We start from the raw sequence: 14,993 nt of genomic DNA on the forward strand, positions 1-14,993 counted from the left end.
CACCTCTTCCCATTCCGAACAGAGAAGTTAAGCCCGCCTGCGCAGATGGTACTGCATCATTGTGGGAGAGTATGTCGTCGCCTTTCTTTAGGAATCCTCATCATTGACTTGATGAGGATTTTTTTTGCCTAATGGGTTCTTAAAGATGAGAATCCGAATAGGCACAAAAACAAGGCTTTTTCAGTCGCAGTTTTTGTCGATCGGTAAGATAGCGGACTGCCCGGCCCGCAAGGAAACGCCATGATAAATCAATTTAATTCTATAATTTTCAAGATTAAGAAGCATTTTTTATTCTTATTGTATAGATTATTGAATTAATTCTATTGATTTGAGTTTCTTTTCTTTGCTATATTTCTTATTTTTAATAGTTTAAATATTTAAACATTGAAAATATGATTTTAAATGTTAAACGTCTACTTCTCTTTTTTGTATTACTTCTCGTATTAGTAACCTCAAATAAAGCTACTGCTCAGTTGCTGGGTACTGCTAAAACTACTACTGAAGAGCTTGCAAAATCGCCTGAAGATTCTCTAGGAAGAAGGACTCCTCAGGGAACAATCAATGGTTTTATTAAGGCTATCGGAGATCAGAATTATCTACGCGCAAGTCAGTATTTTGTGTTGAGTAAGCGTTCTTATCGTAAGACGGGAGAAAGGATAAGAATAGCAAAAACGTTTCAACAACTGCTGGATCAGGGAGGTAATTTTTCTCCTTCTTCAATTATAAGCAACAAAGAGTTTGGACGTATTGATGATGATTTGGCAACTGGTATCGATTTAGTTGGAAGTATTTCAACCAATAAAAAAACGATACAGCTTTATGTTGAAAATCAATCAGAAGATAACCAGCCTGCTTTATGGCTTTTTTCTGCTGAAACTATAGAAGCAATTGTTTCTGTAGATATCAAGGGAGAAAAGACTTTTTTGGACAGAATACTGCCAAATGTCCTGATTGAAAGGAAATTGGGCAATGTTCCTGTTGGCCACTGGGCTGTGGTTGTAATTATGACAGTTGTATCTTATTTGTTTTCGAGATTACTTATTTTTATGATTGTTTTCGTTTTACAAAAAATATGGAAAAAAGCTGCAAGTGAAAAAGGAGATGCTATCATAAACGCTTTTACCTTGCCGGTTCAGATGTATTTGACCGTAATTCTATTTGTGGCTTTTACTCAACGTATGGGAATATCTATTGTAGTTCGACAGCGTTTCAGCATCATTATAATTACAATCGGAATTGTAGCTTTTCTAATTCTTTTGTGGAGAATTACTGACTTTATAAGCATGTTCACGCGAAGCAGAATGAATAGAAGAGGAAGGATTTCGGCTGTATCTGCCATATTATTTTTAAGCCGTACTACAAAAGTTGCAATTGTTTTCATCGGTATTATCGCTATACTCGGAATTATTGGTGTCGATGTTAGTGCTGGACTTGCTGCATTGGGTATTGGAGGTATTGCATTAGCATTGGGAGCACAAAAAACTATTGAAAACTTTGTTGGAAGCGTGAGTCTTATTGCTGATCAGCCCTTAAGGGTTGGAGATTATTGTAGAGTAGATGATATTAAAGGAACTGTAGAATCTATCGGAATGCGATCTACAACATTAAGAACTTCTGCTCGCACAATTGTAACCATTCCAAATGGACAACTTTCTGCCAGTAAAATTGAGAATTTTGCTCATCGAGATCGCTTTATTTTTAATCCGATACTTAATTTTAGAATGGAGACGACACCAGATCAGATTCGTTATCTATTGATAGAGCTTAGATCGCTGCTTTATGCACATCCCGAAGTTATAGATTCTACTCCTGTAGTGCGGTTTACGGGAATTACAAACGACGCTCTAAAAGTTGAAGTTACAGCTTATATTAAAGCTGTGAATTTTGAAACATCGCAGGAAATACAAGAAGATTTATTGTTGCGAATGATGGATATTATTGAAAACAGTGGAACTTCATTAGCTTATCCTTCTCAGAGGCTTTTTGTATCGCGCGATATTCTTCCTTCCGATGAAAAATCTCAAGCTATTTCTGAGACTATAAAAAAATGGAAAGAAAATAATGAATTGCAACTTCCTAAGTTTGACCCGAAACGTGTCGAAGAACTAAAAGGCAGTATAAAATATCCAGATGAAGGCAGTTTTAATTCTAATGAAACATAAAAGAAAAAACGGCATCAATTTCTAATGGAAAATAATCAGAAACTGATGCCGGAATTGAATTTTAATTTTCTTTAATAATAGTAACAAAAACTATTTTTTTAGTACAATTGTTTTTCCTTTAACCTCAAATTTGCCTATTGCTACATCTTTAGAATCGTCGGGTAGTTTTCCGCCTACGAAAACTTTAAACGTACCAGGTTCAATTACACGAATTCCTTTTTTATTAATCAAGGAAAGCTGTTCTGGTATTATGGTAAAACTTACGTTTTTAGATTCTCCTTTTTTTAGATTAATTCTTTGAAATCCCTCTAATTGATATATCGGACGAGCTGTTGAAGCTTTTTCATCCTTCAGATACAATTCTACAACTTCATCTCCATCATAATTACCCGTGTTTGATACATCCACTGAAATTATAAAATTATTTTCCGCATTTACTACAGCAGGAATTTTCAAGTTGCTGTATTTGAAAGTGGTGTAACTTAATCCGAATCCAAAAGGATATAAGGGTTTCTTATCAAAATAGCGATATGTGCGCCCTTTCATGTCATAATTCTCAAAAGCTGGAAGCTGATCAACAGATTTATAATAAGTGATAGGTAGTCTCCCTGCTGGATTATAATCGCCAAAAAGAACATCTGCAATTGCATTTCCTCCTTGTTGTCCAGGATATCCAGCAGTAAGTATCGCTGGAACATTATCATTTGCCCAGTTAATGGAAAGTGCGCTTCCGTTAATTAATACTAAAGTTACAGGTTTTCCAGTTGCAACTATGGCTTTCATTAATTCTTCTTGATTGGCAGGTAAGTTAAGGCTTGTTCGGTCTCCGCCTTCAAAACCATCCGCTTCCACCTTCATTTCTTCGCCTTCCAAACGTTCGTTTAGTCCTAAAACTAGAACAACTGCGTCTGATTTATTAGCGGTTTCTAGAGCTTCTTTGAAAAGGTCTTCTTTTGGTTCTGCCCACAAAAGCTGTGCTATAGCATCACCATAAAAGTTTTGATACTTCACTTCAATTTTATATTTCTTTCCGGCTTCTAATTCAATTTTCTGCGGACGAATTCTTGGATGATGATTGTTTTTTCCTCCTGATGATTTCCCAGTTTCAATATTTACAGTCATAAAAGGCTTCGCCCAGTCTGATATTTCATAAATTCCAGATTTAGGCACAGTAATATATCCAGACCATTGCACACTGTAATTGCCTATTTTCATACGTGGATCTGGAGTATTAATATCCCAATGAAAATCTATATTGTCATCGTTACGAACAAAAATCGGGGCTCCTTCCCATTTGCTGTTATCAAAATATTCACCAGTTAAACCTTGTTTTCCGTTTTCATTTTGAAAATAAATAGATGGAATTACCTTCATTTCAGGAACGCCTTTAGCAAGATCAGTTCCTTTGGCATACAATACTTTTGCGTTAGGTTCAAGTTTGTTTTTAATTCCTTTTAAAATACTAACAGGATTGCTTGGCACGCCGCTGTAATTTCCCCAAAGAGATTGTATATCATCAGCGTTTGGACCAATAACGGCAATTGTTTTTATTTTTTTTGAAAGCGGAAGGGCACTGTTTTGGTTTTTTAAAAGAACGATACTTTTTTGAGAAGCTTTACGTGCCAGATAGTCATTTGCTGCATTATTATTTACAGAATAAGGAATTTGTGCATAAGGAACAATTTCGTCAGGATCAAACATTCCTAGTTTAAAACGGGCAGTAAACAGGCGCTTTAAAGTTATATCAATATCGGTTTCAGAAAGTAGTTTACGGTCAAGTGCTTCTTTCAAGGATTTGTAACTGCTCCCACATTCTAAATCTAAGCCTTCTTTTACAGACAGAGCTGATGCCGTAGCTGCATCTGGAGTTATTTTATGATATTTCCAAATATCTGTCACCGCACCGCAGTCAGAAACTATATACCCTTTAAATCCCCATTCGTTTCGAAGAATATTGAATAAAAAAGGGCTGGCACTACAAGATTCTCCTCTAAAACGATTATAAGCTCCCATTACAGAATATACATTTCCTTCTTTTACTAAAGTTTTAAAAGCAGGGAGATAAGTTTCGTAAAGGTCAATATCACTTACATTGGCATTAAATTCGTGACGAGAAGGCTCCGGACCTGAATGCACCGCATAATGTTTAGCTGTTGCAACTACTTTTAAATATTTAGAATCGGTCCCCTGAAGTCCTTTTACATAATTAAGTCCAAGTTGGCCTGTTAGATAAGGATCTTCACCATAAGTTTCGTGGCCGCGTCCCCAGCGAGGATCTCTAAATATGTTGACATTTGGAGACCAAAATGTCAATCCTTGGTACATGCCGTGCTGTCCTCTTCTTAAATATTCGTGATGTTTGGCACGAGCTTCGTCTGAAATGGCATTAGCAACTTCAAGAACCAATTGTTTGTCCCAGGAAGAGGCAATAGAAATAGATTGCGGAAAAACAGTGGCATATCCTGCTCGCGCAACGCCGTGGAGAGATTCATTCCACCAGTTGTACTCTGGTATTCCAAGTCTTTCTATTGCTGGTGCTGAATCCATCAACTGACTTATTTTTTCTTCAATTGTCATTCTGGAAACTAAATCGTCTACTCTTTGTTCAATTGTCAGGGCTAGATTTTGAAATGGAAATTTATCCTGTGCTGTAAGATCAAGCGTAAACAAGCTCAGGATAAACACATATTGATATACTTTTCTCATTTGTCTGCGTGGTGGGTTTGGTTTAATAATTAGTAGATTATTTTTTGAGTTTTTGCAATAACTGAAATTACAAAATAAAATGTTTCTATTTTTCATTTTAGCATTAATTGCTATTTGGCGGGTGTTGTAAAGCTTAGAATCTTTTGGTTAATGGGATCAAAAGGATAACAAATCATGTTCTATAATGCGTTGTATTAAAGAATCAAAAAAAAAGAAGATTGGATTTCTGAACTCAAATGGTATATTATTTGATGGTGGCTCTGTTTGGGAACAGTTAATTGGCTTTTTTTGTTTTTGATTTGGATTAGCTGAAGGCTTTAGATTAAGTAAATGTGAAAGGAAGACTTGATTTGTTTGGGATTTATCTTATGATTTCTTAATTTGGTATTTCTTAAATGAATGATAGTCTTTAGTTGACATTCCTAATACAACCCGATTTTACCCCTTAGAGATGAAAGAAAAAGTAATTTTATTGATTGATGATGATCTGGATGATACAGAAATATTTACCGGTATTTTTAGAGATTCTAATCAAAACATAAATTTTCTCTGCGCACCAAGCGGACCTGAGGCATTGAAACTACTTAATGTAATCGAACCGCCATCCTTGATTCTGCTTGATGCTGGAATGCCCGTTATGAATGGGTGGGAATTTCTTGATTTACTTAAAAGAGAGGATCGAAGAAGCGAAGTGCCAGTTATTATGATTGCTACTTCTTCGAGAAAAGCAGGTATTGACGATGCGGGAACTTTGGGAGCAGTTGCCTATTTTGTAAAACCCTGTGATTTTCAATGTCTCAAAGAAATACTTGTAACAATTTGTACGAATCTAGGCAGCGGATTGAAAAAGGCACTTTTGAATTTGCAGTCTGAATCTCCACGTTATATTTTTATTTTTCCTGAGAATATTAAGGATGCGGTTTAGCTAAATTATCCTTTTTGTTTTTTTTAATAAAATAGCTACTTTTTAAAGAATACTTTAACATTTGTAAATAATTTATGTATTTTTACCTGTAATATTTCGGTTTGTAAGGTTTAAAACACTAATTTTACTGAGTTAACCGTTTTCATGGTTGTAATTCATATTTTATAGATTTACAGAATGTAGAGTTTTGGCTTTATGAATCTGAGGATTTTCTAAACATGTCTTATAGTTTTTGTTGACAAAGAATGATGAGTTATGAGTTTAGAAAATAACAGCACACAGAGAAGAATTTATTTGGCAGATGACGATATGGATGATCGTGCTCTTTTTGCCGAAGCTTTATCTCAGGTTGATCCTTATGCAATACTAACCGAAGCAGAGGACGGTATTTTTCTTATGGATCTTCTGAATAATCCAAACTCCCGAAGACCGGATATTGTTTTTCTTGACATTAATATGCCTCGTTGCAATGGTATGCAATGTCTTGAAATGATAAGAGGTGAAGACAGCATTTTTAAAGAACTTCCCGTTATAATTCTTTCTACTTCAAGTGATCCAAGTGCAGTACAAAAAGCCTTTGATTTAGGGGCTTCGTTTTATGTTGTAAAACCTGCGACATATAACGAAATCAAGTACTTTATTGATGCCTTAATAAAATTTGATTGGTTTTCGCACATGCCGAAATTTGCTGATTTTCGTTTGCTGTAATCATTTTTTCAAGTCATTTTAATTTTTCGGATAAGTCGAAGGCTGTAATAATGTAGTTTTTGAGCAATCATTCATTTCTTTTTTTTTGAATTTTTACAACTTGTGTAAAACAAAAAAAACGATTCTCCAGTTTTACTTTTCTGTAATGAGAGACTGGTATTATGCATTTTTTATATCTATCTGATTAGATTTTCTTCAATTAAATTTTAAGAAAACTGAAACATTTAGAGACTAAAGCAGTCTTTAGATAAGTTCATATTTTAAAATTTTGAAAATGCTAAAACTTTCATCAATTAAATTTATCGAAAAAGTGCTTTTCACGACAGTTCTGATGTTTTTTCATTGCTCATTCGTTAAGGCTCAAACCAAAGAAAGCCAAGTAGATGTTCTTATCAATCGCGAAATGAAAGAACGAAAAATCCCTGGACTGCAGGTTGCGATTGTACAAAATGGAAATATTATTTTAAATAAAAGCTATGGAATTGCCAATATTCAGGATGATATTCCGGTTCGGTCAAATTCTGTGTTTGCTATAAATTCTATAACTAAGGTTTTTACCGGAACTGCAATAATGCAATTGGCAGAATCGGGAAAAATAGATATTTCTGCTCCAGTTTCTCATTATCTGGATGCACTTCCAGAAAGTTGGTCAAAAATAACAATAAAACAGTTGCTAACCCATACTTCGGGACTTCCGGATGTATTGCGATTAATGGATCCGCAAACTGGAGGTTTTGCAACTTATAAAAATGAAAAAGCCATTTGGGAAAAATTAATCACGCTTCCTATGGATTTTGAGCCTGGAGAACGATTTAGCTACAATCAAACGAATGGTGATTTGCTTGGGAAAATTATTGAGAAATATTCAGGAAAAAAGTTTGTCGAAAAGTTTGAGGAGCAGTTTAATGTTGCAGGCATGAAACACACGGTTTTTGGAGATTCCAGAGATGTTATTCCGCATATGGCACCAACTTATTTTTGGCGAAAATCGCTTGATGGAGAAGTTCTTCCTGAACCAAAACTTATTAATAATTACTTTGAATTTCCTTATTTTAGAAGAACTTCTTCGGGGCTCAATTCTACTTCTGAGGATTTGGCTAAATGGATAATTGCACTTACATCTGGAAAATTGCTGTCTAAAGCATCTTTGGAGCAGATGTGGCAGCCTTCAAAATTTAATAGTGGAAAAACGATTCCTTGGGTTTTGGGTTGGGGAATGAATAAGCTTCGTTCGAAACATAGAGCAATAGGAATGTCAGGGGGCGGAAGAGCAGCATTTTTAGTTTATCCTGAAGATGATTTATCGGTTATTGTTTTGACCAATCTTGGAGGAAGTTATCCTGAGGATTTTTTAGAAGAATTGGCAGGAATTTACAATGGTGATATTACCAAGTCTGACCCGGTAACATTACTGCGTACAACTCTTCGTGAAATAGGTTTTGATAAAGCCATACGTTTTACAGAACAGGAAAAGAAAGCAAACCCTTATTTTGTTCCAGATGAATTTGAACTCAATGAATGGGCTTACAGATTGGCTGCAAAAGAACAAAATCAGGAAGCGCTTGAAATTTTTAAACTCAATGTGCATCTGTTTCCTCAAAGCTGGAATGTTTATGACAGTTATGGGGAAATTCTTCTGAAAACCGGCGATCAGAAAAAAGCTATTGCCATGTATCAAAAGTCTGTTGAGCTTAATCCGAAAAATGAACATGGTTTACAAGTATTGCAAAATATGCTGAAAAAGTAAATTTTTGGGACGATTTTACCGGCTTATTGTTTTTGTTGCAAATTTTCTCGGTTTCATTACATAAAATGAATTTTCAATCATGATTTTATAAAATCTTAAAATTGAGTGTGCTAAATTTGGTTGAAAATAACAGAAATATGCAACTAAATTCAGATACATTTTGGGCGATAAAAAGAAAGATTTCATTTTGGGAACGATTGTTCACAAGAAAAAAAACGCTTTCAAAAGCGCTTAATACTCCCGAAATAATTGCTAATAATTGTGAAGGATTGCAACTTGGCGGAAAAGTTTTGAAGTCGTTTCTTTTCTCAACCGATATGGCTTTAATTGAAAATAATGATGCAGATGCTGTTTTGGCTGTATACCCTTTTTCGCCATCAGTCAAAATAATCAAAACATTAATAGAGTTTTCGGATAAACCAGTAATCTGTGGTGTTGGTGGTGGGACTACGAAAGGAAAAAAGTCACTTGAAATGGCAATGTATGCGGAACAAGCTGGAGCAGCGGGTATAATTGTTAATATACCTTTTGAAAATAAGGATTTAAAAAAAATAAGAGAAAAAATCAAGATACCGATTATCGCAAGTATCGCTTCTTCTGATTATAATTTTCTAAAAAGCAAAATGGATGCAGGAGTAGATATTTTTCATGTTACAGGTGGCATACATACTAATGCAATTCTAAAATCGATTGCCAATATTTTTCCCGGATTTCCTATAATGGCCACCGGCGGGAAAAGCATGGAAAGTATTGAAGAAGCGATTAAAGCAGGCTCAAAAGCAATTGTACTTTCGCCTCCTTCAAATAAAGATTTGTTTAAATCGCTGATGATTAAATACAGAAGCAGTTTAAATCATTTCTAAATAGTTGTGCTTTTTTCTTTAGATATTAGTTTTTAATCTAGCTGTAGCAATAGCTGAGAATATTTTTTAGTATGATGTAAAATGATGAATTAATCTTATTAAATTCATCATTTTGCTATTGAACCTGCAATGATGGTTTGGTTTTTAATGTAAAAAATGTTTAATATTGCTTTTTTAGATCCTGACTTGTACGAATTAATGTCTGTTTATAGTAAATATGCTGATGATATCTTGTTAAATTTTCTTAAAGAAGATAATCAGTTGGCTTATACCGAAATTTTTGAAAGATATTCTAGAATTCTTGTCAATCACGCGTACAAAATTTTAGGAAATCAGGATGAGGCAAATGATGTCGTTCAGGAAGTCTTTTTGACGGTTTGGAACAGACGCGCTGACTTAAACATTACAGGGGCACTTTCTTCTTATTTGTATAAAGCTGTAAAAAACAGAATACTCAATCATATTGCGCACGAAAAAGTAGTTTCTCGATATGCAGATTCAATTTCAAATTTTATAGAGAACGACTATGTTCTCGCAGATTCTAAACTTAGAGAAAAAGAACTCGAATCGATTATTGAAAGAGAGATTGAGCTGCTTCCTTCAAAAATGCGCGAAGTTTTTCTGCTTAGAAAAGTAGAAGAGCTCTCTTATGATGAAATTGCTCTTCAATTGAACATTACGGATAAAACCGCAAAACAGCAAGTTTATAATTCGCTTAAAATACTCCGAGAAAAACTCAAAACTCTCGCACATGTTTTTGTTTGGTGAATTATTATAAAAGTTTTTGTTAATTTTTGTGATAGAATCTTCGCTTAATAGTCTCATTAGTAAATAGAAAATAACATTATTTCAGATTTATTAATGATATAATAATATTTTTTTTAATTTTTTTTAGCTTTTGTCTATGACAAAAGTCTTTTATAACTGTCTTACTTAAAAACAGGACAAAATTTCGTGTCGTAATTATGAATGAAACTGAAATCTTAGCATTACTGCAAAAATTCCGTCAAGGCTTCTTATCTGATGAAGAAAAGGATAAATTGGATGCATGGTATCTGCAGAAAGCGGCTAATAGTAAACGTAATCTCAACGAATATGAACTTGAAGATAGCTATCATCATTTAAAGTCTAATTTGCCTTTAAGGCAAGAAACCAAAATAATTAGCTTGTGGCCTCGTGTTGCGATTGCGGCTTCTGTTGCATTGTTACTAGGAACTGGTTTGTTTTATTTTACTAAATCAGAAGAAAAGTCTGTTCAGGTTGCTGCAAAGCCTCATGAAATCGCTCCTGGAGGAAACCATGGTATTTTGACACTTTCAAACGGAAAACAAATCGTTCTTGACGATATTTCGGTAAAAGACACAATTGCAGAAGAAGGCGAAAAACAAGAAGTTACTATTACCATGAATGCAGACGGAACGATATCGTATGTTGTCAATCCAAGTGCAGCGACAAGAAATTCAGATGAACATTCATTCAACACACTTTCAACTCCGACTGGAGGTCAATATAATATTGTTTTAGCAGATGGAACCAAGGTATTTTTAAATGCAGTTTCTTCTATAAAATATCCAACACAATTTAATGGAGACGAAAGAGTCGTAGAACTCGAAGGTGAAGCGTATTTTGAAGTAGCCAAAAATAAAGAAAAACCTTTTATCGTAAAATCTGATAATCAGTCCATTCAAGTCCTTGGGACTAAATTCAACGTACATGCTTATACAAATGAGGCAATTGTAAAGACGACTTTATTAGAAGGAAGCGTAGCGGTTACTTCTAAAGGTAATAAAGCGCTTCTTAAACCTGGCCAGCAGTCTAATATTTCTGATAATTCAAATAAAATTGCAATTAGAGAAGTTGATACCGAGGCTGCAATTGCTTGGAAGAATGGTCGCTTTAAATTTGATAATGCCGACCTGAAATCTGTCATGAAACAGCTTGAACGCTGGTATGGCATAAAAGTAGAATACCGCGGAGATGTATCGGATGTTCGATTTAACGGAGGTACGTTTAGAAATAAAAATTTATCTGAAGTATTAAAAGTACTTGAGCTTAGTAATATAAAATTTAAAGTTGAAGGGAATACGATTATCGTTTATCCTTGATTTTAGATTTAACCGATTATGTTGTTATAAACTAAAAACCGGAAGCAGTTGCGATGCTTCCGGTTGTTTAAAAAGTTTATAGTCGATATAAGTTGTCCACTATTGTTAAACTATAACCAATGTAAATGTATGAAATTAAATTTACAACCAAAAAAACCTTACAAAAAAGTAACAAAAAAGATTCCGAGGCTTAACCTATCTTCTCGCTTCTGGATAATTGGTTTTCTGTTTATGCTTTTCGGCAGTTTTACAGCTAAAGCACAGAATATCACTATTAATTTTAAAGATGCACCACTTGAAACAGTGTTGAAAGAAGTAGCAAAACAAGGAAATTATGAAGTTTTGTACACTCAAAAACTTTTAAAAGATTCTAGTCCAGTTACCGTTAATGTTAAGAATTCTTCTTTAAAAGAAACACTCAACCAAATTTTTAAAAGTCAGAATTTAAAGTACACACTTACAAATCAGACTATAGTTGTAACAGCTTCAAAAGAAAAGGAGGAGCGCTTGGGAAACGAATTAATCCGGGTAAGCGGAAAAATCACTAATAATAAAGGAGAACCTTTTCCTGGTGTTACAGTAACGCTATCTGGTACGAACAGAGCTAGTATTACCGATTTTGATGGAAGTTTCATAATTGATAATGTTCCTTCTAATGGAATTTTAGAGTTCTCTGGATTAACAATCGAAACAAAGTCTATTGCGATAAATGGCCGAAACACATTAGCTGTAATTGTTGAAGACAAAGTTGCAGCTATGAAAGAAGTGGTCATAACAGGTTTTCAAACTTTAGAAAGAAGCCATTCTACAGGAGCAATTACAAAAATTGATGAAAAAGTTTTAAATGAAAACATCAATAAGGATTTGCCAAGTGCCTTAGAAGGACGTGTAGCTGGTTTGGTATTTCGAAAAAACCCAACTGGTGCCGGATCAGACACACCGATATTGCGTGGTATGGGAACTTTTTCTTCATTGAATGTAGGTTACGCTCCATTGATTGTAATTGATGGTCTTCCATCTGAATTGGCTTTAGAAGATATTAATCCTTATGATATAGAAAGCGTAAACGTTCTTAAAGATGCGGCGGCAGCTTCTATTTATGGTTCTAGAGCTGCAAACGGTATTATCGTTTTGACTACTAAAAAAGGAAGCGGTAAACTAAAAGTGAGCGTTAACTCTGATTTCTTTGTTTCAACAAAACCGAATCTAAGAGACATGAATTATGCTTCAACAAGCGATTTAATTGATTTTGAACAAGATGTTTACAATCGCGAAAGAGCAAGATTTGCTAATACATCAACTATGTTCAGCAGTTATGGTGATATTGGAAACAGCAGTTCTAAATATTATAGTCCGCTTTACCAACTGAACAGAAATTTAGAAGACGGTAAAATAAGCAGTGCAGATTACGATAGTACAATCGCTCAATGGAGAAAAAATGATTATATGAAAGATTATCGTGATAATGTTTGGCAGAATGAGTTCAGACAGCGTTATAATGTTTCATTTTCTGGAAGTACAAGTAAACAGAACACCTATGTATCGCTTAATTACGATGAATCAAAAAATAGAATTGTAAACAATCAAAGCAGAGCATTCAATTTATATGCAAAAAGCAGTTTCCAGATTAATAACTGGTTAAATGCTACATTTGGAGTAAATGGAACATACAGCAATGACGATGTTACAGATAACGATTTTGGAAATTATGACATCCAAAAACGTTATGAGCGTATTACAGATGATAACGGAAATTTAGTAATTTCTCCATTCGTAGGAATTAAAGACGGATTTACTTCAAGTGGTGTGATTAATCCCGCGATGGCAGAAAAATTAGCTGCGTTAAGTGGTTTCAAGCCAATGACTTTTAATGTTTTAAATGCCCTAAAAGAAGGTATTACTCATGAAAAATCATTGATTTTGAGAGCTTTTGGAAATCTTCGTGCAAAATTATGGAGAGGTTTGAGTGCTAGTTCACAGTTTCAATACGAAGTAAGAAGAAACGATCAAGACCAGTACTATGATGTTAACTCTTATAAAATGCGTTATGCCATTAATGCTTTAACCGCATACAATCCAACAACGAATACCTATACTTATGTGGATGGATTTTCGACAGGAGGCCGTTACAAACAATTGAGCAATCAGTCGACTAATTATTCTTTTAGAAATCAATTGGATTATAATGAAGAATTTGGTGGCGGAAAACATGCTGTAAATGCTTTAGCAGGTTTTGAAATGCGAGAAACTTTTCTTCCAAGGAACATTGAACAAATACGATACGGCTACGATCCTGTAACGCTTACTTCTGCTGTAATCAATAGTCTTGCATTGAGTCAGACAGGAACGCCGAGTTATATGTTTGGAAACAATAGAACTCTAGCGGCAGTATCAAGAACGCAGACAGAAATTCTGCACCGTTATTTTTCTGTATTCAGTACAGTTGGTTATACTTTCTTATCGAAATATAACGTAACAGGAAGTTACAGAGTTGATAGGGCAGATTTGTTTGGAGTAGATCCAAAGTATAAAAATCGTCCTCTATGGTCTGCAGGTTTAGGTTGGAATGTGAGTAACGAAGAATTTATGAAAGAATATAAATGGGTTACTGCACTTAAACTGAGAGCAACTTACGGTGTAAACGGAAACATTGACCAAACCACAACTCCATACATCACGGCTACAAGGCGAAATGATAACTTGTATCAGTCTTTACAATATACAAACATTACGGCTCAGCCAAATCCAATGTTGCGATGGGAAAAAACACAGAGCACAAATTTAGGTTTGGATTACAGTTTGTTTAGAGCAAAATTAAATGGTAGCATCGATTTATATCGTAAATATAGCAGTGATTTATTGGCTACAACCGATTTAGATCCGACTGTTGGTGCGTTGTCAAGAAGAATTAATGCTGGAGCTCTTATGAACAAAGGTGTTGAGTTTAGCATAGGTTCTGATTGGTATAATAATGGAGATTTGCGTATTGGTTCTACAATGATTTTAGCATTTAATAGAACAACGGTTAAGAAAGTGACCAGAGCACAATCTACAGCCTCAGTATTTGTAAGTTCTCCAATTGATTATTTTGAAGAAAATGAAGCTTATAATAGTTTGTATGCTTATAAATATGGAGGAACGATAAACGGATATCCTTATGTTTTGGATGAAAATGGAAATCCGTCAATTACTTTTGATGCTAGCGGAAATCCGGTTGCGACTTCAATCAAAAGCGTTACAAATCCTGATGCGCTTGTAAATATGGGAAGTTTAACTCCAACTTACTCTGGTTCGTTATCACAACGTTTTTCATACAAACAATTTGATTTGAATTTCTTGTTTATTTTCTCAGGCGGAAACGTAATGCGTAAAGAAACAATTGATATGAGTTCGGATGCAGTAAATCTTTCTGGAATTACAGATCGTTATACAGATGCAAATCCAAACGGAAATACACGTTTGTATGTAGATTTTGATGAAAGTGTTAGAAATTACGCAGGAACAATTAGCAGTCAATGGAGAAATTCAAGTGCTAATGTTGTAGACGGAGATTATATTAAACTAAGAAACGTTTCATTAGGATATAATCTGCCAAAAACTTTTGCAACTAAATTAAATATCGCTTCGGCTAAATTCACTTTTCAGATGAACAACATTTGGTATTGGAGTGCTGCAGGAAACCGTATTGACCCAGAAGTTTATTCTGTTAATTCAGGTACACGTAATTTACCATTGCCAAAAACATATTTGTTTGGCTTTAATCTTACCCTTTAATAC

General features: G+C 34.5%; 9 protein-coding genes and 1 rRNA gene. 9 read left to right on the forward strand and 1 reads right to left on the reverse strand.

Features of this window, described 5'->3' with window-relative positions; translation table 11 throughout:
* A 5S ribosomal RNA gene (gene rrf / locus ACFFLS_RS03830) occupies window positions 1-86 on the forward strand; the annotation flags it as partial.
* A 306-nt stretch (window positions 87-392) separates the two neighbouring features.
* Window positions 393-2,162 (forward strand): mechanosensitive ion channel family protein, encoded by a 1,770-nt coding sequence (locus ACFFLS_RS03835; RefSeq protein ID WP_379689185.1) that lies wholly within the window; start codon window positions 393-395, stop codon window positions 2,160-2,162.
* Window positions 2,163-2,252: 90 nt separating this feature from the next.
* Here the strand turns inward: ACFFLS_RS03835 and ACFFLS_RS03840 are convergent, their stop codons facing one another.
* Window positions 2,253-4,868, reverse strand: a complete 2,616-nt coding sequence (locus ACFFLS_RS03840) for a glycoside hydrolase family 3 C-terminal domain-containing protein (protein WP_379685366.1) — start codon at window positions 4,866-4,868, stop codon at window positions 2,253-2,255.
* Between the two features lie 451 nt (window positions 4,869-5,319).
* On the opposite strand from ACFFLS_RS03840, the gene ACFFLS_RS03845 reads away from it, so the two are divergent.
* The 7 genes from ACFFLS_RS03845 (at window position 5,320) to ACFFLS_RS03875 (ending at window position 14,990) form a co-directional block, all read left to right on the forward strand.
* Window positions 5,320-5,793, forward strand: coding sequence for a response regulator (locus ACFFLS_RS03845; RefSeq protein ID WP_379685367.1), 474 nt, complete (start codon window positions 5,320-5,322; stop codon window positions 5,791-5,793).
* A 255-nt stretch (window positions 5,794-6,048) separates the two neighbouring features.
* A complete protein-coding gene (locus tag ACFFLS_RS03850; protein WP_379685368.1) occupies window positions 6,049-6,501 on the forward strand; it encodes a response regulator in 453 nt (150 codons plus the stop codon).
* Between the two features lie 274 nt (window positions 6,502-6,775).
* Window positions 6,776-8,248: a serine hydrolase gene (locus ACFFLS_RS03855; RefSeq protein WP_379685369.1), complete on the forward strand. Its 1,473-nt coding sequence runs from the start codon at window positions 6,776-6,778 to the stop codon at window positions 8,246-8,248.
* Window positions 8,249-8,385: 137 nt separating this feature from the next.
* On the forward strand, window positions 8,386-9,111 hold the full coding sequence (locus ACFFLS_RS03860; protein ID WP_379685370.1) for a beta/alpha barrel domain-containing protein: 726 nt from the start codon (window positions 8,386-8,388) through the stop codon (window positions 9,109-9,111).
* A 156-nt stretch (window positions 9,112-9,267) separates the two neighbouring features.
* Entirely contained in the window at window positions 9,268-9,879 is a 612-nt protein-coding gene (locus ACFFLS_RS03865) for an RNA polymerase sigma factor (RefSeq protein ID WP_379685371.1), read from the forward strand.
* A gap of 197 nt (window positions 9,880-10,076) precedes the next feature.
* Entirely contained in the window at window positions 10,077-11,216 is a 1,140-nt protein-coding gene (locus tag ACFFLS_RS03870; RefSeq protein WP_379685372.1) for a FecR family protein, read from the forward strand.
* Between the two features lie 129 nt (window positions 11,217-11,345).
* A complete protein-coding gene (locus ACFFLS_RS03875; RefSeq protein ID WP_379685373.1) occupies window positions 11,346-14,990 on the forward strand; it encodes a SusC/RagA family TonB-linked outer membrane protein in 3,645 nt (1,214 codons plus the stop codon).
* Window positions 14,991-14,993: the final 3 nt, after the last annotated feature.

Origin of the sequence: Flavobacterium procerum (assembly GCF_042431625.1) — a bacterium.
GTDB lineage: Bacteria > Bacteroidota > Bacteroidia > Flavobacteriales > Flavobacteriaceae > Flavobacterium > Flavobacterium procerum.